The organism is Streptomyces sp. NPDC059092, from assembly GCF_042756365.1.
GTDB lineage: Bacteria > Actinomycetota > Actinomycetes > Streptomycetales > Streptomycetaceae > Streptomyces.
In genome coordinates this window covers 14,309-33,486 of sequence record NZ_JBHZEJ010000086.1, presented here as the reverse complement: position 1 = coordinate 33,486, position 19,178 = coordinate 14,309, and the positions used below count along the sequence as shown (strand labels likewise).

21 protein-coding genes and 1 pseudogene are annotated in these 19,178 nt (G+C 72.9%); 13 read left to right on the top strand and 9 right to left on the bottom strand.

Going from position 1 to position 19,178, the window contains the following annotated elements; all coding sequences use genetic code 11:
- Positions 1-21 precede the first annotated feature (21 nt).
- The 3 genes from ACFXPL_RS33165 to ACFXPL_RS33155 all read right to left on the bottom strand — a co-directional run bounded on the left by ACFXPL_RS33165 (position 22) and on the right by ACFXPL_RS33155 (position 2,531).
- Entirely contained in the window at positions 22-1,134 is a 1,113-nt protein-coding gene (locus ACFXPL_RS33165) for an acyltransferase family protein (RefSeq protein WP_384926641.1), read from the bottom strand.
- Between the two features lie 180 nt (positions 1,135-1,314).
- Positions 1,315-2,217, bottom strand: a complete 903-nt coding sequence (locus tag ACFXPL_RS33160; protein ID WP_384926639.1) for an SRPBCC family protein — start codon at positions 2,215-2,217, stop codon at positions 1,315-1,317.
- Positions 2,214-2,531 carry an ArsR/SmtB family transcription factor gene (locus ACFXPL_RS33155; protein ID WP_384926637.1) on the bottom strand — a complete coding sequence of 106 codons (318 nt, stop codon included), beginning with the start codon at positions 2,529-2,531 and terminating at the stop codon, positions 2,214-2,216. The genes ACFXPL_RS33160 and ACFXPL_RS33155 overlap by 4 nt, the downstream gene beginning before the upstream one ends.
- Before the next feature lie 304 nt (positions 2,532-2,835).
- Between ACFXPL_RS33155 and ACFXPL_RS33150 the strand changes: the two are divergent.
- Positions 2,836-3,222 (top strand): annotated as a pseudogene (locus ACFXPL_RS33150) (hypothetical protein); the annotation flags it as partial.
- Between the two features lie 189 nt (positions 3,223-3,411).
- Here ACFXPL_RS33150 and ACFXPL_RS33145 read toward each other — a convergent pair.
- Positions 3,412-4,359 (bottom strand): M48 family metalloprotease, encoded by a 948-nt coding sequence (locus ACFXPL_RS33145; RefSeq protein WP_384926635.1) that lies wholly within the window; start codon positions 4,357-4,359, stop codon positions 3,412-3,414.
- Positions 4,356-4,727, bottom strand: a complete 372-nt coding sequence (locus ACFXPL_RS33140; RefSeq protein ID WP_384926633.1) for a BlaI/MecI/CopY family transcriptional regulator — start codon at positions 4,725-4,727, stop codon at positions 4,356-4,358. The genes ACFXPL_RS33145 and ACFXPL_RS33140 overlap by 4 nt, the downstream gene beginning before the upstream one ends.
- Before the next feature lie 115 nt (positions 4,728-4,842).
- Between ACFXPL_RS33140 and ACFXPL_RS33135 the strand changes: the two genes are divergently transcribed.
- From ACFXPL_RS33135 to ACFXPL_RS33125, 3 genes are read left to right on the top strand one after another with little or no spacing between them, the layout of a single operon-like run.
- Complete coding sequence (locus tag ACFXPL_RS33135; RefSeq protein WP_384926631.1) at positions 4,843-5,535, top strand: DedA family protein; 693 nt, start codon at positions 4,843-4,845, stop codon at positions 5,533-5,535.
- Positions 5,532-6,155: a phosphatase PAP2 family protein gene (locus ACFXPL_RS33130; RefSeq protein WP_384926629.1), complete on the top strand. Its 624-nt coding sequence runs from the start codon at positions 5,532-5,534 to the stop codon at positions 6,153-6,155. The genes ACFXPL_RS33135 and ACFXPL_RS33130 overlap by 4 nt, the downstream gene beginning before the upstream one ends.
- Positions 6,152-6,853: a phosphatase PAP2 family protein gene (locus ACFXPL_RS33125; protein ID WP_384926627.1), complete on the top strand. Its 702-nt coding sequence runs from the start codon at positions 6,152-6,154 to the stop codon at positions 6,851-6,853. Before ACFXPL_RS33130 ends, ACFXPL_RS33125 begins: the two co-directional genes overlap by 4 nt.
- 25 nt (positions 6,854-6,878) lie before the next feature.
- Here ACFXPL_RS33125 and ACFXPL_RS33120 read toward each other — a convergent pair whose 3' ends face one another.
- Positions 6,879-7,367, bottom strand: a complete 489-nt coding sequence (locus ACFXPL_RS33120; RefSeq protein WP_384926625.1) for a GNAT family N-acetyltransferase — start codon at positions 7,365-7,367, stop codon at positions 6,879-6,881.
- Positions 7,368-7,537: 170 nt separating this feature from the next.
- Here ACFXPL_RS33120 and ACFXPL_RS33115 point away from each other — a divergent pair, with 170 nt between their 5' ends.
- The gene (locus ACFXPL_RS33115) at positions 7,538-7,894 is read left to right on the top strand and encodes a PRC-barrel domain-containing protein (protein ID WP_384926623.1); all 357 of its coding nucleotides are present in this window, start codon (positions 7,538-7,540) and stop codon (positions 7,892-7,894) included.
- A 67-nt stretch (positions 7,895-7,961) separates the two neighbouring features.
- On the top strand, positions 7,962-8,843 hold the full coding sequence (locus ACFXPL_RS33110; RefSeq protein ID WP_384926621.1) for a YhjD/YihY/BrkB family envelope integrity protein: 882 nt from the start codon (positions 7,962-7,964) through the stop codon (positions 8,841-8,843).
- Between the two features lie 282 nt (positions 8,844-9,125).
- Here the strand turns inward: ACFXPL_RS33110 and ACFXPL_RS33105 are convergent, their stop codons facing one another.
- From ACFXPL_RS33105 to ACFXPL_RS33095, 3 genes are all read right to left on the bottom strand, one after another.
- A complete protein-coding gene (locus ACFXPL_RS33105) occupies positions 9,126-9,581 on the bottom strand; it encodes a tellurite resistance TerB family protein (protein WP_382888223.1) in 456 nt (151 codons plus the stop codon).
- 101 nt (positions 9,582-9,682) lie between these two features.
- Positions 9,683-10,261: a TerD family protein gene (locus ACFXPL_RS33100; RefSeq protein WP_384926619.1), complete on the bottom strand. Its 579-nt coding sequence runs from the start codon at positions 10,259-10,261 to the stop codon at positions 9,683-9,685.
- 104 nt (positions 10,262-10,365) lie between these two features.
- Positions 10,366-10,941 (bottom strand): TerD family protein, encoded by a 576-nt coding sequence (locus tag ACFXPL_RS33095; RefSeq protein ID WP_384926617.1) that lies wholly within the window; start codon positions 10,939-10,941, stop codon positions 10,366-10,368.
- A gap of 220 nt (positions 10,942-11,161) precedes the next feature.
- Here ACFXPL_RS33095 and ACFXPL_RS33090 point away from each other — a divergent pair, with 220 nt between their 5' ends.
- From ACFXPL_RS33090 to ACFXPL_RS33060, 7 genes are all read left to right on the top strand, one after another.
- Positions 11,162-11,638 carry a BlaI/MecI/CopY family transcriptional regulator gene (locus tag ACFXPL_RS33090; RefSeq protein ID WP_384926645.1) on the top strand — a complete coding sequence of 159 codons (477 nt, stop codon included), beginning with the start codon at positions 11,162-11,164 and terminating at the stop codon, positions 11,636-11,638.
- Between the two features lie 3 nt (positions 11,639-11,641).
- Positions 11,642-12,604 carry a M56 family metallopeptidase gene (locus tag ACFXPL_RS33085; protein WP_384926615.1) on the top strand — a complete coding sequence of 321 codons (963 nt, stop codon included), beginning with the start codon at positions 11,642-11,644 and terminating at the stop codon, positions 12,602-12,604.
- A gap of 149 nt (positions 12,605-12,753) precedes the next feature.
- Positions 12,754-14,163: an LCP family protein gene (locus ACFXPL_RS33080; protein WP_384926613.1), complete on the top strand. Its 1,410-nt coding sequence runs from the start codon at positions 12,754-12,756 to the stop codon at positions 14,161-14,163.
- A gap of 240 nt (positions 14,164-14,403) precedes the next feature.
- Positions 14,404-15,738 (top strand): hemolysin family protein, encoded by a 1,335-nt coding sequence (locus ACFXPL_RS33075; RefSeq protein WP_384926611.1) that lies wholly within the window; start codon positions 14,404-14,406, stop codon positions 15,736-15,738.
- The gene (locus ACFXPL_RS33070; protein ID WP_384926609.1) at positions 15,735-16,766 is read left to right on the top strand and encodes a hemolysin family protein; all 1,032 of its coding nucleotides are present in this window, start codon (positions 15,735-15,737) and stop codon (positions 16,764-16,766) included. The genes ACFXPL_RS33075 and ACFXPL_RS33070 overlap by 4 nt, the downstream gene beginning before the upstream one ends.
- Before the next feature lie 198 nt (positions 16,767-16,964).
- Complete coding sequence (locus ACFXPL_RS33065; protein WP_384926607.1) at positions 16,965-17,891, top strand: ion transporter; 927 nt, start codon at positions 16,965-16,967, stop codon at positions 17,889-17,891.
- 34 nt (positions 17,892-17,925) lie between these two features.
- Positions 17,926-19,164 carry an MFS transporter gene (locus tag ACFXPL_RS33060; protein ID WP_384926605.1) on the top strand — a complete coding sequence of 413 codons (1,239 nt, stop codon included), beginning with the start codon at positions 17,926-17,928 and terminating at the stop codon, positions 19,162-19,164.
- The last annotated feature ends 14 nt before the right edge of the window (positions 19,165-19,178 follow it).

The window sequence follows — 19,178 nt, the reverse complement described above, 5'->3', positions numbered from 1 at the left end:
CTTCCGCTCTCCCCCGGGTGGCTATTTCCCGTGCCGCTCCACGGGGTCCTTCTCGAAGGCCCAGGCCATCTCCGGTTCCAGGGCGAAGCGGAAGAGCCGCTGGACCGGCGCCGCGCAGAGCAGGGTGACGACGGCTCCGGCGAGGAGCGTCACGAAGACCGCGCCCAGCGGGGTGTGCAGCCACTCGGCGCCGTACCACCCCCAGGTGCTCGCTGCCTGGGCGAGGAATCCGTGCAGCAGATAGCCGCAGAGCGTGCCCGCGCCCAGCGCCGTGAACCACATGCGGCGGCCCGGGATCCAGGCGTAGAAGCAGGCGGTCAGCACGAGCGAGCAGCCGAACAGCGCGAAGGTCATCAGCACGCCGACCCACCACGGGGAGCCCAGCTCCTGCGCGCTGTCGCGGTGGAAGAACCACCCCATGTTCATCCGGGTGACGGCCCAGTACGCGAAGACCACGGTCAGCGCGGCGACGGGAACGGCCAGGATCCGCGCCTCGCGCCGGCGTACGAGCTGGAAGTGCTCGGGCTTGAGCCGCAGGCCGAGCACGAAGAACGGCAGGAACTGCAGGACCCGCTGGAGGTCGAGGTCGTCACCGATGTCCGGCGAGGTCGTCGCGAGCGCCGCGATGCCCAGCGCGAGGGGAACGGGCCATCGGACGAGCCGCCAGATCGGCGCCGTGATCCGCCAGACGAACAGGGCGAGCAGGAACCAGGTCAGGTACCACGGGTCGAGCAGGCTGATCGGCATGGACGGGTCGTCCGCGGCCCACCGGTGGAAGAGGCTGTACGCGATCTCGAACACGATGTACGGCACGGCGACGCCGGTGAGCAGCCGGCGCACCCGGTCGGGGCGGAAGTCGAAACTGCGCGAGAAGTAGCCGGAGATGATGATGAACGCCGGCATGTGGAAGGCGTAGACGACGATGTAGAGCGCCGATACCGCCCGGCTGTCGTCCCGCAGCGGCTCCCACGCGTGCCCCATGGCGACCAGGACGATCGCCAGGTACTTCGCATTGTCGAAGAAAGCGTCACGCTTCTTCGCCGGTGGAGGCGGCGCCGCCGCTGCCGCCTCCACGGCCGGCCGGGACCGTACATACCGTTCCTGACCTGCGAGTTGTTCGGTTGTCTGAGTCACGTTACCTCCCGGAGGGGACCCGGGGCGGCGCGAATGCCTCTTGACACGTTCGTGGGGGGAAACCGCGGAGCAAACATTCAAGGCACCCTAACGAGGCGCCCCGCCGTCTCTCCCATCGGGTGGCTTCGGGGGCCTCGGGCGGGCGCGGGTGGCCCGTGACCGGAGAGCGGCGGGGACGTGTCAGGCGTCCACGAGTGCGGCCGCGAGCTGTTCGATCCGGGTGCGCCAGGCGGCGAGCGCGGCGTCCGTGTCCCAGTTCACGGGGCCGGTCTGGGTGAGGACGAGGCGGGCGCCGTGCCCCGTACCCTCGCCCAGCTCCCAGGTCACCGCGGAGTGCGGCTCGACGGCGTACGTCAGCGACCGGGGGGCCCGTACCTCCGTGACCGGGCCCGCCGGGGCCGTGGCCGCGGTGAAGCCCTCCGGGACGGGCAGGCCCGCCACCGGCTCGATCCCGGCCGAGAGGACCGCCCAGACCGTCTCGGCCGGGCGGACGAGCTGCCGCTCGAAGCGGACCCGACGCCCCTCGGAGCCGTCGGGACCGACGGGACCGACGGGCTCGGCCGTCCCCCGGTCGAGGCCGAACCGGCTGATGTACGACTCGTGGAGGCCGCCCCTGTCCCGGCCGGTGCCGGCCGGGGCGCCGTCGAGGAGCCGGGCGAGGGCGCCGACGCAGAGCTGCCAGCCGGAGGCGAAGCTCGCCGCGCCCGGCCGGTCGCCGAAGGTGTGGACGAGGGTGAGGAGCGAGCCTTCGCCGTCCGGGGTGACGGTCCAGCTCAGATGGTCCGTGCCCCAGGTGAAGGCGAAGAGGCGGGGCTCCTCGACGTCCGTGACCGTGCCGGTCGTCCCCGGGTCGCCGGCCTCGGCGCCGGGGAAGCGGAAGCTCATCGGGCCACCCCGGGTGAGGTCCACCGTGACCTCGGCGGGGAACCACCCGCGGAGGGCCGCGGGGTCGGTGAGGGCGGCCCACACCTTCTCCGGCGGGTGCGGGAGCCTGCGCTCCATCCGCAGGGCGCTGCGGCCGTCGGCCGTGGTCAGCGTGGAGTCGTGCGGGGTCGTGTTCATGTCGTGCGGGGTCGTGTTCATGAGGGGTCGTCCTCCATCGCGTCGAGATGCCGTTCGAGCGCGTCGAACGCGCCGGCCCACAGATGCCGGTAGTGGGCGAGCCAGGCGTCGAGCTCCGCGAGGGGCTCGGGCCGCAGCTCGTACCAGCGGCGCTGGGCCTCCTGCCGGACCCGGACGAGCCCGGCCTCGCGGAGCGCGCGCAGATGCTTCGAGGTGCCCGGCTGGCTCAGCCCGAGGCGCTCCGTGAGCTGGCCGACCGTGTACGGGCGCTCCAGGAGGAGATCGAGGATCTTCCGCCGGTTCGGCTCTGCCAGGACATCGAACGGTATGGGCATGTTTCGAATATACCTCTACGGGCATATAGCCGCATGGTTATGTACGGGCGTGTCGCGCGCGATCCCGGAATCTGTCCGGAACCGCATGGTGACAACCCGTCAACACACCACGCATAGTTGGAAGTTCGGGCACGAGAGCCGCGGAAGGGGCAGCTCCCCCATCCGGGGAGAACGGCCTCGCGGATCCGCCCGGCGCTTCACCCGCGCACGCCCCCCACAGCACCGCCCGGCACCATCCTCAGCACCGCCCCAGCACTGCGGCCCAGGCCACCCGGCCCCACAGAACGGCGCAAGGAGAGCGGCCGTGCATGACGAATTCCTGTGCCATGTCACCGCGTACGGAATATGCGGCGGACAGCGAATCGGCGTTCCTCTGGGCACCTATCGCGCCCCCACTCTGGCACTTGCCCTGTGGTGGCTGCGGGATCGCGCGACCTGGATCGCGGAAAGACTCGACCCCAGCCCCGAGAGCCATCACTTTCCGGCCGAGGCGCTCGCGCCGGTGGCCCGGGGGGTGCCGGACGTACCGACGACGCTCCGCGCGTGGCGCGACGACGTGGCGCACCAGGACATGATCGCGGAGCATCTGGCCGCGGGCCGGCTGATCCGCGTGGCCACCCGCGACGACACGACGGAGTACGAGCTGCTCGCCGAGTCGGTGGACGCGCTGCGGATGGACCGGGCGCTGCCGACGCCCGGCGCGCACGAGCCGGTGCCGGAGAGACCGGCGCGTCTGGAGCCGGTGTTCTGGTCCCCGCAGCCGGCGGCGGCGCTGCACGAGTACGCGCCCGGCGCGTCGCCGGGCGACACCCTGCAACTGGGGAGGCTGCTCGGCTGAGCCCCGAGGGCGGGCGTGGGCCGGACGGCGGCGGGCCCGGGGTCAGCGCGAGGGGATCTCCCCCTGGGCGATCTCGATGTGCGCGTGCAGGGTGTCCGCCGCCCCCACCGCCGTGGCCCCGGACACCGCGAGGCAGACCAGCAGCGCGCCCGCGAGGAGGCGGCCGGCCGTGGGCAGGCCCGTCGCGCCGTCCCTCGCCGGGCCGAGCAGCGCGGCGACCCGCCGGGGCACCGGGCCCGCGGCGGCGGCCAGGGCGGCGCGCGGCCTGCCCGTCGCGGAGGCCGACGCGCCACGGGTGGCCAGGGCCGCGCGGCCGATGGCGCGGGCCGCGAGGCGCCGGTCGCCCACGGCCGCGGCGGCGGCCTCGTCGGCGGCGCGCTCCAGCGCGTAGCCGAGTGGTGCGCGCAGGCCCCTCAGGGCCGGGTGGCAGAGGGCGGCCAGCTCCACGGCCTGGAGGAGGACGTGGTGACGGCCGCGCAGGTGCGCGCGTTCGTGGGCGAACAGCGCCTCGCGCTCGGCCGGTTCCAGGGCGCGCAGCATCCCGGTGGTCACGACGATCCGGCCGGGGCGGCCGGGCAGCGCGTACGCGTCGGGCAGCTCGTCCCGCAGGACCGCCAGCTCCGCGCCCCCGCCGCCCGCGGCGGCCCTGGCCCGGCGCAGCTCGGCGCGGTGGCCGCGGATGGCGGCGCCGAGGACGGCCGTACGCCACAGCAGCAGACCGGTGGCGGCCGAGGCGAGCGCGACGGTCACCGCGGGCGGCCCTTCCGCCAGCGGGCGGACGAGGTCGCCGAGGACGGCCACGACGGGGAGGTACGACGCGCCCGGGACGACGAGCAGTGCCAGTGCGGCGGTACTGCTCGCGGCCAGGACGAGCGCGGTGACGGTGAGCAGCCACGCGGCGCGGCCGGGGGCGAGGAGCGCCGCGGCCCGGCGGGCGGCGGGCACCGCGAGGAAGGGCATCAGCAGGGGCACCCAGATGACGGAGATCACGCGGCGCCACCGTCCAGGAGGGAGCGCAGCAGCCGCTCGTCCTCGTCGTTGAGCTGGGAGACGAACCGGGCGAGGACGGCGCTGCGGTCCTCGTCCTTCGCCAGCTCGGAGTGCATCCGGCGGGCGGTGAGCCCGGGGGCGTCCTCGGTGGGGGTGTACGCGTAGCCGCGCCCGGCCCTGACCCGGGTGACGGCGCCCTTCTCGTACAGCCGCGACAGGATGGTGGTGACGGTGGTACGGGCGAGCGACCCGCCGAGCTGTTCCTGGACCCTGCCCGGGGTGAGCGGGCCGTCCGCGGCCCACAGCGCCGCCAGCACACCGGCCTCCAGTTCGCCCGCCGGACGCCGCTCCGGGCTCTCCTCGCCCATCGGAACGCTCCTCCCACTTCTTTCGTCTACAGTGAAGTAGACCGTCTACAGATCTGTAGTCAATCAGATCGTCATGCAGGACATCCCTGCCCACCATTATGGGAGCAGCCCCTCTATGGCCGTATCCGTGCTCGCGACGATGCCGCAGGCCGTGAACCTGCTCGACGCGGGATCCCTGCTCTCCGCGTTCGGCGCCCTCGGCATCGCCGTCGTCCTCTTCGCCGAGACCGGCCTCCTGGTCGGCTTCTTCCTCCCCGGCGACTCGCTCCTGTTCACCGCCGGACTGCTCAGCGTCCCCGGCACGGGCGGCTCCGCACACCTCGCACTGGACCAGGTGCTCGTCGCCTCCGTCGCCGGAGCGCTGCTCGGCGCGCAGACCGGCTACTGGATCGGCCGGCGCGGCGGCCGGGCGCTGCTCGCGCGCAGCCGGGCCCGCAAGCTGCACGAGGCGGCGGACCGCGCCGAGGAACTGCTCGACCGGTACGGGCACGCGAAGGCCGTCGTGCTGGCCCGTTTCGTCCCCGTCGTGCGGACCGTGCTCAATCCGCTCGCGGGCGCGCTGAACGTGCCCGCCCGGGTCTTCACCCTCTGGCAGGTCGCCGGCGGCCTGCTCTGGACCGTCGGTCTCGTCCTCGCCGGGTACGCGCTCGGCTCCTCCGTACCGAATGTCGACCGTTATCTGCTGCCCATCGTGGCGCTCGTGGTGCTGGTCTCCCTGACTCCGGTGGCCCTGGAGGTGCGGCGCTCCCGCCGCAGGGCCGGGGAAGGGACGCCCGTGAGCGGCGTGGCGGAAGAGGAGTCGCGGTGACGGCACTGAACGCTCCGCCCCTCCCCCGCGGCGACCGCTGGTTCGACGACGGGCTGTACACCTCCGTCAACGAACTGGCCCACCGCTCCCCCGGCTGGCTGGACACCGCGGTCTCCCTCTGGTCGACGTACGGTCTCGTCCTGCTCGGCGCGCTGCTCCTGGCCGCGTGGTGGCGCGCCCGCCCCGCCGGTTCGGCCGGGGCGGCCCTGGCACTGGCCGCGCCCCTGGTCGTCGTGGCGGCCTTCGTCGTCAGTACGGGGCTCAAGGCGCTCCTGCGGGAGCAGCGGCCCTGCCAGACGCTGCGGACCGTCACCGTCGAGGCGTGTCCCGCGCCGGGTGACTGGTCGCTGCCCAGCAACCACGCCGTACTGGCGGCGGCGATCGCCGTCACGCTGCTGTTCACCGACCGCCGGCTCGCCGCGCTCGCCGTACCGGCGGCGGTGGCGATGGGGGCCTCGCGGGTCTGGGTCGGGGCGCACTATCCGCACGACGTGGTGCTCGGGCTGGTCGTGGGGGCGGCCGTGGCCGGGACCCTGATGGCGGGAGCGCGCCGCGCGACCGCGCCGGTGGCCGAGCGGCTGCACGCCACGCGGTTGCGCCCGCTGGTGGCGAAGCGGTGAGCGGAGCGGCGGCGGTGGGCCGGCGGACCCGGTGGCTGCCGCCGCCGCTCGTCGTCGTGCCGCTCTGCGCCGTGGCCTTCGCCCTGCTGGCCGTGGCGGTCGCCGGCCGCCACGGCGCACCGTTCCCGGTGGACCGGAGCGCGCTCGACTGGTCGGTGGACCACCGCCCGCCGACGGCGAAGGCCCTGGCGAGGGCGGTCACCGCGAGCGGCACCGGGGTCCTCCCCTGGCTGGGCGCCCTGCTCGCCGGGGCGCTCGCCGGAAGCGGCACCCGGCGGCGGCTGTACGGGGCGGGCGGCGCGTTGCTGTTCCTGCTCGCGGGCCAGGCCGTACGGTACGGCCTCGTACGGACGATCGCCCGCCCCCGGCCCCCGGTGGAGGACTGGGCCACGCACGCGTCCGGCTTCGCCTTCCCCTCCGGGCACACCACCACGTCGGCGCTGACGGCGGGGGTGCTGGTCTGGGGCGTGGCCCGTGCGAGCCGCCGCGGGGCGCGCGGGGACCGGCGGGCCACCGGGTGGCCGTCCGTGGCGTGCCCGCTCATGGTGCTCCTCGGCTGCTGGGCGGTGGCGGTGGGGCTCAGCAGGATCTACCTGGGGGTGCACTGGGCGACCGATGTGCTCGGCGGATGGCTGTTCGCCGGTGTCTGGCTCGGCCTCGGGGCGGCCCTGGTCAGGTGGCGGTTCCCCGGGCCGTGACGGCCGGCGCGCGCACGTCGGAGGGTCAGAGCCTCCGGTGCATGATGTGCAGGCCGACATAGCCCTCCGCGGGGTGGCGGAACCCCTCGGGGAGCGTGCCGAGGATGTCGAAACCGAGGGAGCGGTAGAGCTTCACCGCGTACGTGTTGGTCTCGACGACGGCGTTGAACTGCATCGCGCGGAAACCCGCCGCGCGGGCCCAGTCGATGGAGTACGTACAGAGCGCCCGGCCGACGCCGCGCCCCGCGTACGCCGGGTCGACCATGTAGCTGGCGCCGGCGATGTGCGCGCCGTTGCCCAGGTGGTTGACGTTCATCTTGGCCGTGCCCAGGACCGTACCGTCGTCGCCCACGGCCACGACGGAACGGTTCGGCGCCACCTGTAGCCACCAGTCGCGCCCCTCGGTCTCGCCGAGCTCTGTGGGGTAGGTGAAAGTCTCGCCGGCCGCGACGATCCGGTGGAAGAACGGCCAGATGGCGGGCCAGTCCTCGGTGGTGGCTTCCCTGATCAGCATGGCGACAGGATGCCGGTGCGGTCCGCGCGGCCACCAGTGCTTTTTCGCGCGGGCACCGGCGGTTCGCGCCGCTGATCCGGCGCTGGTCCTGGAAATCTGGGGTACGCGGGAGTCGGGCGGCGCGCGCCGCACCCGCCCAGCGGGCCGGCGGACGAGGAGGCGGGACGGACATGTTCGAAGCTGATGACATCCGGGAGTGGCGGGGCCACGACGTGGTGGACGCGGAGAAGCGGAGGATCGGCTCCCTGGAGGCGGTCTACGTCGACACGGCGACGGACGTCCCGTCGTTCGCCACGGTCACGATCGGACTGCCGACCAAGCGGCGGCTGGTCTTCGTACCGCTGGCCCAGGCCACGGTCGGACCGGGTTATCTGAAGGTCCCCTGGGACAGGAAGGTGGCCAAGGAAGCCCCCTCGATCGACACGGACGGCGAACTGCTCGCGGAGAACGAGCCGGAGATCTTCGCCCACTACGGGCTTCCGTACAGCACCGGAGCGGGCGGCGAGCGCAGGCTCGGCCGCCGCTGAGGGGCCATCCGGGGGCCGTCGGCGCAGCACGGCGCCGACGCGCCCGGAACCGGGGTAGGAACGTGACATGACCCGTCGACGTTTCGGTGGGCCGGAGGCCAGGCACCGGCTCACGGCGCTGCCCCGACGGATCGCGTCGTACACCGTGCTCGCCTGGAACCGCGGGCGCGAGATGGAACTGATGCACCGGGCCATGAGCTTCGCCGCGCTGGGTTTTCTGACCCTGGTGCCGCTGCTGATCCTGGTCGCCGCTGCGGACCCGGCGAGCGGGCAGGGGTTCGCCCGCTGGCTGGGGCAGGGGCTCGGGGTCTCCTCGTCGTCGCAGCGTCAGATCCAGGAGCTGTTCGGCCGGCCGGGGCAGGCGCTCCAGCGGACCACGGCGTTCGGGCTCGCCGCGCTCGCCGTGTTCGGGCTGACGTTCGGCGCGGCGGTGCAGACGGGGTACGAGCGGGTCTGGGAGCTGCCGACGGCCCGCTGGCACACGATGTGGCGCCATGTGGTGTGGCTGGCGGCGCTCGTCGTCTTCCTGGTGCTGTTCGTCAATACGCCGGTGACGTCCGACTCGGTCATCGAGCTGACGCTCGTCACGGCCGGCGATCTGATCCTGACGTTTCTCTTCTTCTGGTGGTCCCAGTACGTGCTGCTCGCCGGCCGGGTGCGCTGGCGGGCGCTGGTGCCCGGTGCTGTCGCGACCGCCCTGGGCCTGCTCGGGCTGCGGGTGTTCTCGCGGGTCGTCTTCTCGCCGCTGATCGCCTCGAACGCCGTCACGTACGGTCCGTTCGGTACGGTGCTGGTCCTCCAGTCCTGGCTCGTCGGCGTCGGGTTCGTCGTCTACGGCGGCTCGCTGGTGGGCTGTCTCCTCCACGAACGCCACACGGACCGGCGACTGGGCCGCGGAACAGCCGCCGAGCCCGGCCCCGCGGCGGACCACGGTGCGGGGGGCGTCTGACCGCGGCGCCCGGGAACGCCGAAGGGGCGTGGCGCCGGGCCTGCCGGCGCCCCCCCCCGGCGGGTGCGGGGGGGGGAGGGTGGGGGGCCCGGGGGGACGCACCGTCGGAGGGGGGTCTCCGCCGCGCGGCGGCCCCCCGCGGCCCCCGCCCGCGCACCCGGGGGGGGGGGACTCCGCCGGCCTGCCCCGGCCACCCATCGGGGGGCTCCGCCCCCCCCGTCCGGCGGCACGCCCCGGCTCATGGCTCCGGGCTCATGAGCGGCGCACGGGGAGAACGACCTGTCAGAGGTCGAACTCGCTCGGCGCGATGCCCACGGCGAAGCACGCCTCGCGGACCACGGCCTGCTCCGTCTTGTCGAAGTCGCCGTCGGCGCCGCCGATGACGATGCCGATCTGGATGACCGCGCGGGCCTCGGTGGGCTTCTTGGCGACCTTGCCGATGGTCTGGAGGATGCCGACCTTGCCGAAGTCGAAGTCGGTGGTGAGCTTCTGGCAGTAGTCGTTGAACCGTGCCTGGAGGTCTTCCGCGGGGAAGTTCTGGAGCACGTCGTTGCTCATGATCAGCGCGGCGACGCGCTGGCGCTCCGAGGCGTCGATGGAGCCGTCCGCGGCGGCGACCAGGGCGCACATGGCCATGCTGGCGTCACGGAAGGCGCCGCTCTTGAGGTCGTTCTTCTTCGCGTTGAGCTGCGTCTGCATCGATGACGCGGAATCCTTGATGCGGTCCCACAGGGCCACGTGGCTTCTCCTGGTCGGGTCGGGTGGCGGGTCGGGCAGGGGGTGCCGGTGGTCCGGTCGGCCGGACCACCGGGGTCAGGGGTGCGGCGTGACCGCCGGGGTCAGAGGTGCGGCGTGACCGCCGGCATCAGGTCCTGGAAGGTGCGGCCCTCGGCGGGGGTGCCGATGGCGGCCATCTGCCAGCCGCCGCCGGAGCGGTACACCTTGGCCATGATCTGAGCGGTGTGGCTGCCGCCTCCGGTGAGGGTGTAGCGGGCCAGTTCCTGGCCGTTGGTCTCGTCGACCAGCCGGCAGAAGGCGTTCTCGACCTCTTCGAAGGTCTGGCCGGTGAAGGAGTTGACCGTGAAGACGATCTGGTCGACGTGGACGGGGACCCGCTGGAGGTCCACGATGATCGACTCGTCGTCGCCGCCCTGGCCCGCGCCGCCGACCCGGTTGTCACCGGTGTGCCGCACGGAGCCGTCGTCGCTGGTCAGGTGCTGGAAGAAGACGACGTCGACGGCCTCCTTGCCGGCGAAGAGCAGCGCCGAGGCGTCGAGGTCGATCTCGCGGGCGGTCAGCCGGGCGAAGAACCCCTTCTTGGCGGCCTGCCAGCCCAGTCCCATGCGGACGACGGTGAGTTCACCCCCGCCGGACTTGGTCAGGCTGATCTGCTGGCCCTTGGCAAGGTTGACACTCATCGTTCACTCCTGGTGGTTGGTGCCGGCACGGCCCCGGCGCGGGCTCCTCGCGCGGTCGCCGGAGGGCGGGGCCGGGTGGCGGGGGGCTCGGTCGGACGCGCGGGTCAGACGTTGACGCCGTAGTCGGAGGCGATCCCGGCGAGTCCGGAGGCGTACCCCTGGCCGATCGCGCGGAACTTCCACTCGGCACCGTTGCGGTACAGCTCGCCGAAGACCATCGCGGTCTCGGTCGAGGCGTCCTCGCTCAGGTCGTAGCGGGCCAGCTCGGCGCCGCCCGCCTGGTTGACCACCCGGATGTACGCGTTGCGCACCTGGCCGAAGCTCTGGCCACGGGACTCGGCGTCGTGGATCGACACCGGGAAGACGATCTTCGAGATGTCGGCGGGCACGGCGGAGAGGTCGACCTTGACGGTCTCGTCGTCACCCTCGCCCTCGCCGGTCAGGTTGTCGCCGGTGTGCTCGACGGAGCCGTCCGGGCTCTTCAGGTTGTTGTAGAAGACGAAGTGCTGGTCGGAGACGACCTTGCCGGAGCCGTCGCAGAGCAGGGCACTGGCGTCCAGATCGTGGTCCGCGCCGGTGGTGGTCCGCACGTCCCAGCCGAGAGCGACCAGAACGGCGGTCAGGCCCGGGGCCTCCTTGCTCAGCGAGACGTTGCCGCCCTTGGCGAGGCTCACACCCATGTTTCTTCCTTTCGTCCGTGCGGATCCGGCAGGCGTCCGGAACCGGGCACACCGGACGTACGGGACGTACCGGCGACCACGGCGCCGTGTGACACCATCGTAAATCTACAACACTGTAGAAATGAGCCGGTGGTTAGGATGCCCCGGCGCCAGGGCGGCTGGGGCGGCAGCGTGGGAGGAGGCCACTTCCGTGGTCGGAAACGCCGGGAACACCAGAGATATCGGGCACGTCGGGCCCCTCGCACACGGCGACGGCGGCGATGACGGCGAACGGGGCTCCCGTACCCGCAGGCGGGGCCAGGGGCAGCTGGAGGCACAGGTGCTGGCCGTCCTCGGCTCGGCGACCGCTCCGGTGGCGGCGACCTGGGTGCAGGAACGGCTCGACGGGGAGCTGGCCTACACCACCGTGATCACGATCCTCACGCGCCTCCTCGGCAAGCAGGCCGTGACCCGCACCCGCTCCGGCCGCTCGTTCCTGTGGACACCGGTGGCGGACGAGGCGGGGCTCACGGCGCTGCGCATGCGCCGGCTGCTCGACGAGCGGGACGACCGCGACGCGGTGCTCTCCAGCTTCGTGTCGGCCCTCTCGCCGCACGACGAGCGGGTGCTCCGCTCGCTGCTCAGCGCGGCGGACGACGCCGACGGCGCGGTCGGCGCCGGGGCGGCGGCGCCGACCGCGGACGCGGCGGAGAGTTGACCGATGGGCGTCTTCGTCTTCCTCCCCCTGGTCCTGCCGCTGACCGCGCTGCCCATCGCGCGCCTGGCCGAGCAGCACCTGCATCCGCGCAGCGCAGCGTGGCTGCTGACCTCCGTCGCGGTGGTCCTCGCGGCGTGCAGCACGTTCTGTCTCGGACTGCTCGTGGTGGTGGGGACCGCACAGCTCCCCGGCAATCCGCTGCCGGACAGCTGGTCGGATCCGGAGGTGCGCGAGGCCGTGCCGTACGACGAGGTGGCCGGCAAGACCGCGATCGTGGCGCTGCTGCTGGTCGTCGTGGCGTGCGGGCAGACCGTACGGCGCCATCTGCGCTTCCGCGCGCGCGCCCACCGCGCGCTGGCCGGGCTGCCCGACACGCCCGGGTACGCGTCGGCGTACCGGACGGTGTCCGGGCTCGCGGTCCTGGACGACGAGCTGCCGTACGCGTACGCCCTGCCCGGCTCCCCCGGGCGGATCGTGGTCTCCACCGGCCTGTTGTCCTGCCTGAACCAGGGGGAACGGGCCGCTCTGCTCGCGCATGAACACGCCCATCTCGCCGGGCGCCACCACCGGCTGCTGCTGGCCGTACGGCTGGCGGGGTGCGCCAACCCGTTCCTCCGTCCGCTGGCGGCGGCGGTGACGTACAGCACCGAGCGCTGGGCGGACGAGGAGGCCGCCGCCGTGACGGGCGACCGGCGCACGACCGCGCGGGCGGTGGGCAAGGCCGCGCTGTTCTCGCACCAGGCGCCGCCTCCGGGGTTCGCGGCGTTCGCCTCGGCGGGCCCCGTGCCGCGCAGGGTGGCGGCGCTGCTCGGCCCCGTACCGCCACGCAGGAGCTGGCCACCCGCGCTGACCGGGGCGGGGATGGCCGCGTACGTCGCCGCCGCGGGAACCGCCGCGTCCACCGTCTCCGCGCTGAACGCGGCGTCGGCGCTCTTCCTCGTCCTCGAAGCGGCGACACCGCTGTGACGCCCCGGTGCGCGCCGGCGGCCGGGGCCGTGTCCACCCAGCGTCCTCTACACGCCTGTAGAACCAGTAGAGTGCACGCGTCGCACAGTGCGGCGAACCGGCCCGTCCGACGTGTGGGCGGGGCCGGGTACGGGGCACGGAGGACCAGCGTGGGCAGTCAATCCAGGGGGCGGCGCGCCCGCCCACCGGCGGGCGGCGGCCGACGCGCCGCCCGGGAGGCGGGCCGGACCAAGCTCACCCGGCGGGGGCGAATAGCTCTCTGGACCGGCGGGGTGCTCGCCGTGGCGCTGATCGGCGTGACGGGCGCCGGGGCCTGGGTCTACCAGAGTCTCGACGGCAACATCCACGGCGCGGACATCGACGGGAAGATCGGCGGCGACCGCCCGGTCAACTCCAGTCCCGGCTCGAAGAACATCCTGGTCGTCGGCTCCGACTCGCGCGACGGCGACAACGGCAAGTACGGCAAGGGCCTGACCACCATGCAGTCGGACACGCTGATGGTGATGCATCTGGCCGCCAACCGGGAGTGGGCCACGGTGGTCTCCCTCCCCCGCGACTCCTGGGTGAACATCCCGTCCTGCGACCAGGCCGACGGGTCCACGTCGAAGCCGCACCACTTCAAGATCAACGAATCGTTCGCGATCGGCGGGTCGTCCGGCGAGGTCGCCGACGCCGCCGCCTGCACCATCAGGACCGTGGAGCAGAACACCGGGCTGCGCATCGACCACTTCATGTCGGTGGACTTCCAGGGTTTCAAGGGCATGGTCAACGCGCTGGACGGCATCGAGGTCTGCCCCGAGACGGCGATCCACGACAAGAAGGCCCACCTCGACATGGAGGCGGGCTGCCAGACGATCAAGGACGAGAAGGCGCTGGGATACGTCCGTACCCGCTACAGCGTCGGGGACGGCTCCGACCTCGGACGCATCGGGCGTCAGCAGGAGTTCATGGAGGCCGTGGCGGCCAAGGCGCAGGCGAAGCTGACCAGCCCCAACGCGCTGTACGGGTTCCTCGACTCGGCGACCAAGTCGCTCACCACGGACGAGGAACTGGCGGGCATCAAGCCGCTCACCTCCCTCGCCAACGAGATCAAGGCCGTCCCGAGCGACCGGCTGACCTTCCTGACCGTGCCGAACTACCCGCGCGAGGCCGACGTACCGACCGACAAGGCCAATGTCGTCTGGCAGTATCCGCAGGCCGGAAACCTGTTCACCGCGATGGCGCGGGACAAGGAGACCGACAAGGAGAAGCTGGAGGCCGACAGCGAGAACCTGGTCTACGCGAACACGGTGCGCGTCCAGGTCCTCAACGGCACCGGCACCCAGGGACGCGCCGCGGACGTCGCCGACACCCTGCGTACGGCCGGATTCACCGTCTCCTCGGTCGGGAACGCGCCCGAGTCGGCGAGGAAGACCACGGTCGGGTACCCGCAGGACCTCCGGTCGGCGGCCGAGGTACTGGCCTCCCGGCTGCCGGGCAGCGCCGCAGAGCAGGACGCGGCGGCCACGCCGGGCGTGGTGACCCTGACCGTGGGCGAGGATTTCAAGGCCCTGCGATGATTCCCGGGGCCGCGCGCGCCCCGGGAGTGACCTACGCGACAGCCCGTGGCGGACACCACATTGCACTTCTTTGCGATTCCTTTACCATTGAGCGACGGGGTCACCTCCCCGTCGCCCCACCGACCGATGCACGAACCGAACCAACTGATCCAAGAAGGAGCTACGTCCCGCAATGGGTGAGCCTCCCAGTACGAACCGTGCCATTCCCGTCCCGTCGAGCCATGGGACGGAGGTGGCACGGTGACCGAAGTGCTCCTGCTGCTCCTCGCCCTCGCGCTCACCCTCGCCTGTGCGGTGTTCGTGGCGGCCGAGTTCTCCCTGACCACGATCGAGCGGGGCGAACTGGAGCGCGCCGCCGCCGCCGGTGAGCGCGGCGCCGCCGGCGCCCTGGAGGCGGCCAAGCGGCTCACCTTCCAGCTCTCCGGGGCCCAGCTCGGCATCACGGTGACCTCCCTGGTCATCGGCATGCTCGCCGAACCGTCGCTGGCCGTGGTGCTGCGCGGCCCGCTGGAGGCCACCGGCCTGCCGGAAGGCGCGGTCCCCACGGTCGCCACCCTGCTCGGCGTCTCGCTCTCCACCGTCGTCCTGATGGTCGTCGGCGAGCTGGTCCCGAAGAACTGGGCGATCTCCAGCCCGCTCGCGGTCGCCAAGGTCGTGGCGGGTCCGCAGCGCGGCTTCACCGCCGCCTTCGCCCCGCTGATCCGGCACCTCAACAACACCGCGAACCGACTGGTACGGCGCTTCGGCCTGGAGCCCGCGGAGGAGCTGGCGTCCGCCCGCACCCCCGAGGAACTGGTCGCCCTGGCCCGGCACTCCGCACGGGAGGGCGCCATAGAGGCGGACTCCGCCGAACTGTTCGTACGGACCCTGCACCTCGCCGAGCTGACCGCGGAGAACGTGATGACCCCGCGGGTCGACGTCCGGGCCCTGGAGGCGCACGCCACCGCCACGGACGCCGCCCACCTCACCCTGGCCACCGGCCTGTCGCGCTTCCCCGTCTACCGGGACAGCCTCGACGAGGTCATCGGCACGATCCACATCCGTGACGTGCTGGCCCTGGACGAGGACCGGCGGGACCACACCCCCGTCACCGAGCTGGCCACCAGCCCCATGCTGGTGCCCGACTCCCTCCCGGTGGACCGGCTGCTGCGGCGCCTGCGCGCGTCGCGGACGATGGCCGTCGTCATCGACGAGTACGGCGGCACCGCCGGCGTCGCCACGGTGGAGGACATCGTGGAGGAGGTCGTCGGAGAGGTACGCGACGAACACGACCCGGACGAGACCCCGGACCTGGCCCCCGGACAGCCGGACGCCGAAGGCCGCGACGTGTGGGAGGCCGACGGATCCGTCCGCCTCGACCAGCTCGAAGCGATCGGCTTCACCGCGCCCGACGGCCCCTACGAGACGCTCGCCGGGCTGCTGGCCACCCGGCTGGAGCGGCTGCCCGTACACGACGACACCCTGGAGATCGACGGCTGGCGGTTCGCCGTCCTGCGGATCGAGCACCATCGCGCGGACCGGGTGGGCGTCACCGCCCCCGCCCCGGCCGCACAGCTCACGGAGGATGCCCGATGACCGGCCTCCAGCTCGCCATCGGCGCGCTCACCCTGTTCACCAACGCGTTCTTCGTCGGGGCCGAGTTCGCGCTCATCTCCGTACGGCGCAGCCAGATAGAGCCCCTGGCCCTCAAGGGCAGCAGGCGTGCGAAGAGCACCCTGTGGGGTCTGGAACACCTCTCGGCGGCCATGGCCACCGCGCAGCTCGGGATCACCATCTCCTCGCTGGTGCTGGGCGCCGTCGCGGAACCGGCGATCGCGCACCTGCTGGAGCCGCCGTTCGAGGCGATCGGGGTGCCCGAGGCGCTGATCCACCCGATCGCGTTCGTGATCGCGCTGACCCTGGCGACGTATCTGCACATGCTGGTCGGCGAGATGGTGCCGAAGAACATCGCGCTGGCCGCCCCGGCGCCCACCGCGCTCGCGCTCGGCCCCGCGCTGGTCTGGCTGACCCGCGCGCTGCGCCCGGTGATCTTCGGGATCAACGCGTTCGCCAACTCCATCCTGCGGCTGCTGAAGGTCGAACCGAAGGACGAGGTCGCCTCCGTCTTCACCGACGACGAACTCGCCCGGCTGGTCAAGGACTCCAGCGAGGCGGGGCTGCTGGACCCGGCGGACGGGGAGCGGCTGCGCGACGCGCTGGAGCTGGGTACCCGGCCGGTGGGCGAGGTGATGGTCCCGCTGAACCGGACGATCACCGTCGACCACCGGATCACCCCGCGGGAACTGGAGCGCGCCGCCGCGTCGTCCGGCTTCTCACGGCTCCCGGTGACCGGGCCCGACGACACGATCCTCGGTTACCTGCACATCAAGGACGCCCTCGGCGTCGTCGAGCGCACCGAGCCGTTCCCGCGGAGCGCGCTGCACACGGTGATCCGGGTCGAGATCGACAGCCCGCTCGACGACACGATGACGGCCATGCGCGCCGGTGGTACGCACCTGGCCGCCGTCACCGGGGACAAGGGGACCGTCATCGGCTTCGTCACCATGGAGGACGTCCTGGAGGAACTGGTCGGCCCCGCCACAGGCCCGCCGACCGCCGCGTAGAGCGGCACGCACGGACCGCACCACCCCGCGGACCGCCCGCTCCGGCCGATTCCCTACGGCCGGGCGGTGCGACAGCGGCCGGTGCCCCGCCCCGGGCACCGGCCGCTCCCGACGGCCCCTCACCCCTCTCACCCCTTTTCGCCCTTTGGCGTTTTTACGTTCGTATCGGTACGCGCAAGAGAAAACGAGTGTCCTCCGATGTCCGACGGGACGATTCGATTAGAGCCGGTGGCTCTCGCCGCGCACAGCCGGCGCATCGTGGATTCCACCGCCTTCAGCAGCGCGGTGTTCTGCCTGATCGTCGGTAACGCGTGCCTGCTCGGCATCGAGACGTACACCGGCGCCGTGCACCAGTGGCGCGCCGAACTGAAGCTCGCCGAGCACCTGTTCCTCGCCGCCTTCACCGCGGAGATCCTGCTGCGCGCCGCCGCCTGCGCGGACCGCCCGAAGGAGTTCTTCCGCGATCCGTGGAACATCTTCGACCTGGCGGTCGTCGCGCTGGCCCTCACGCCCTTCGCCCGCGAGAACACGACGCTTCTGCGGCTGCTCCGGCTCGCCCGGGTGCTGCGCGCGGCCCGCTTCCTGCCGCAGCTCCGTATCGTGATCGTCGCCGTGGGCAAGAGCCTGCCGGGCACCGCGAGCTTCGTGCTGGTGGGCGCACTGCTGCTGTACGTGTACGCCATGCTCGGCTGGGTCTTCTTCGCGCGCGCCGACCCCGAGCACTACGGCTCACTCGGCCGCGCCGCCCTCACCCTCTTCCTGCTGATCACGCTCGACGGGCTCGGCGACGCGGTCCGCGGTGGCCTGGAGGTCTCCCGCTGGACCATCGTCTACTTCGCCTCGTTCGTGCTGCTGGGGTCGTTCCTGCTGGTCAACCTGCTGATCGGGGTGGTCATCAACTCGCTGGAGGAGGCCCGCGAACTGGAGGCGGAAGAGCGGGCGCACGAGATGGCGGCGCCGTCGGGAGGGCCCGAGGAGGCACGGGCCGTGCTGCTCGCGCGGATCGCCGCCGCGCGCCGGGCGCTGGACGAGGTCGAGGAAGGGCTCGCCACCGCCGCGGCGCACGATCACCCCCTCCTACGGCCGTCCCCGCCTGGCGCGTCCGTCCCCCGTGGCCCTTCATAGGGGGAAGAAGGCGTCCGTTCGGGCGGAGGGTCGTATGGCGGTTCGCGAACACCGGCACCTGGGATATCCGGTGGCGGCGGGGGTGTTCGCCGTCGGCATGGCGGGCACGACCCTGCCCACCCCGCTGTACGGGCTCTACCGGGAGCAGCTCGGCTTCTCCGAGCTGATGGTGACGGTGGTGTTCGCCGTCTACGCCCTCGGGGTGATCGCCGTACTGCTGCTGGCCGGCGACCTCTCCGACCAGGTGGGCCGGCGGCCCGTGCTGCTCTGCGCGCTGGGGCTCTCGGCGGCCAGCGCCCTGTGCTTCCTCTTCGAGGGCGGTCTGCCCGCGCTGTTCGCGGGGCGGCTGCTGTCCGGGTTCGCCGCCGGTCTGCTGAGCGGCACGGCCACCGCGTACGTGCTGGAACTGGCCCCGCCGGGGCGGCAGGCGCGCGCCGGGCTGGCCGCCACGGCGGCGAACATGGGCGGGCTGGGCTGCGGTCCGCTGCTGTCCGGGGTGCTCGCACAGTACGCGCCGTGGCCGCTGCGCCTGCCGTTCCTGGCGCATCTCGCGCTGGTGGTGGTCGCCTCCGTGACCACCTGGCTCCTGCCGGAGACCGTCGCGGACCGGCAGCGGCCACGGTTGCGCCCCCGGGGTCTCTCGCTGCCGCCCGGGATCCGTTCGGTGTTCGTCCCCTCGGCGCTCGCCGCGTTCGCAGGGTTCGCGCTGCTGGGGCTGTTCACGGCGGTCGCGCCGAGCTTTCTGGCCCAGACCCTGTCGGTGGACAACCTGGCGGTGACGGGCGCGGTCGTCTTCTCCGTCTTTCTCGCCTCGACGGCCGGACAGGCGCTGATGGGGCGTCTGGGGGTACGCGCGGCGCTGCCCGGCGGCTGTCTGGTCCTGGTGGCCGGGCTGCTGCTGGTGGCCGCCTCGCTGGCGGCGCGGTCGCTGCCGCTGCTGGTGGCGGGCGCCCTCTGCGGCGGGCTCGGTCAGGGGCTGGCCTTCCGCGCCGCCATGACCGCGATCAGCGGCGCGGCGCCGCCGGAACACCGGGGCGCCACGCTCTCCGCCTTCTTCGTCGTCGCCTACACGGGGATCTCGCTGCCGGTCGTCGGGGTGGGCGCGCTGACCCTGTGGCTGGGGCTCACGGTCGCGGGGCTGACGTTCTCGGTCTGCGTGGTGGTGCTCGCGGCCTGCGTCGGACTGTACGTGCTGCGCCATCCGCCCGGCGCCTCCGCCGCCTCCGACGGGGACGCCGGGGACGCCGGGGACGCCGGGGACGCCGGGAAGTGACGGGCCGCCGGTTC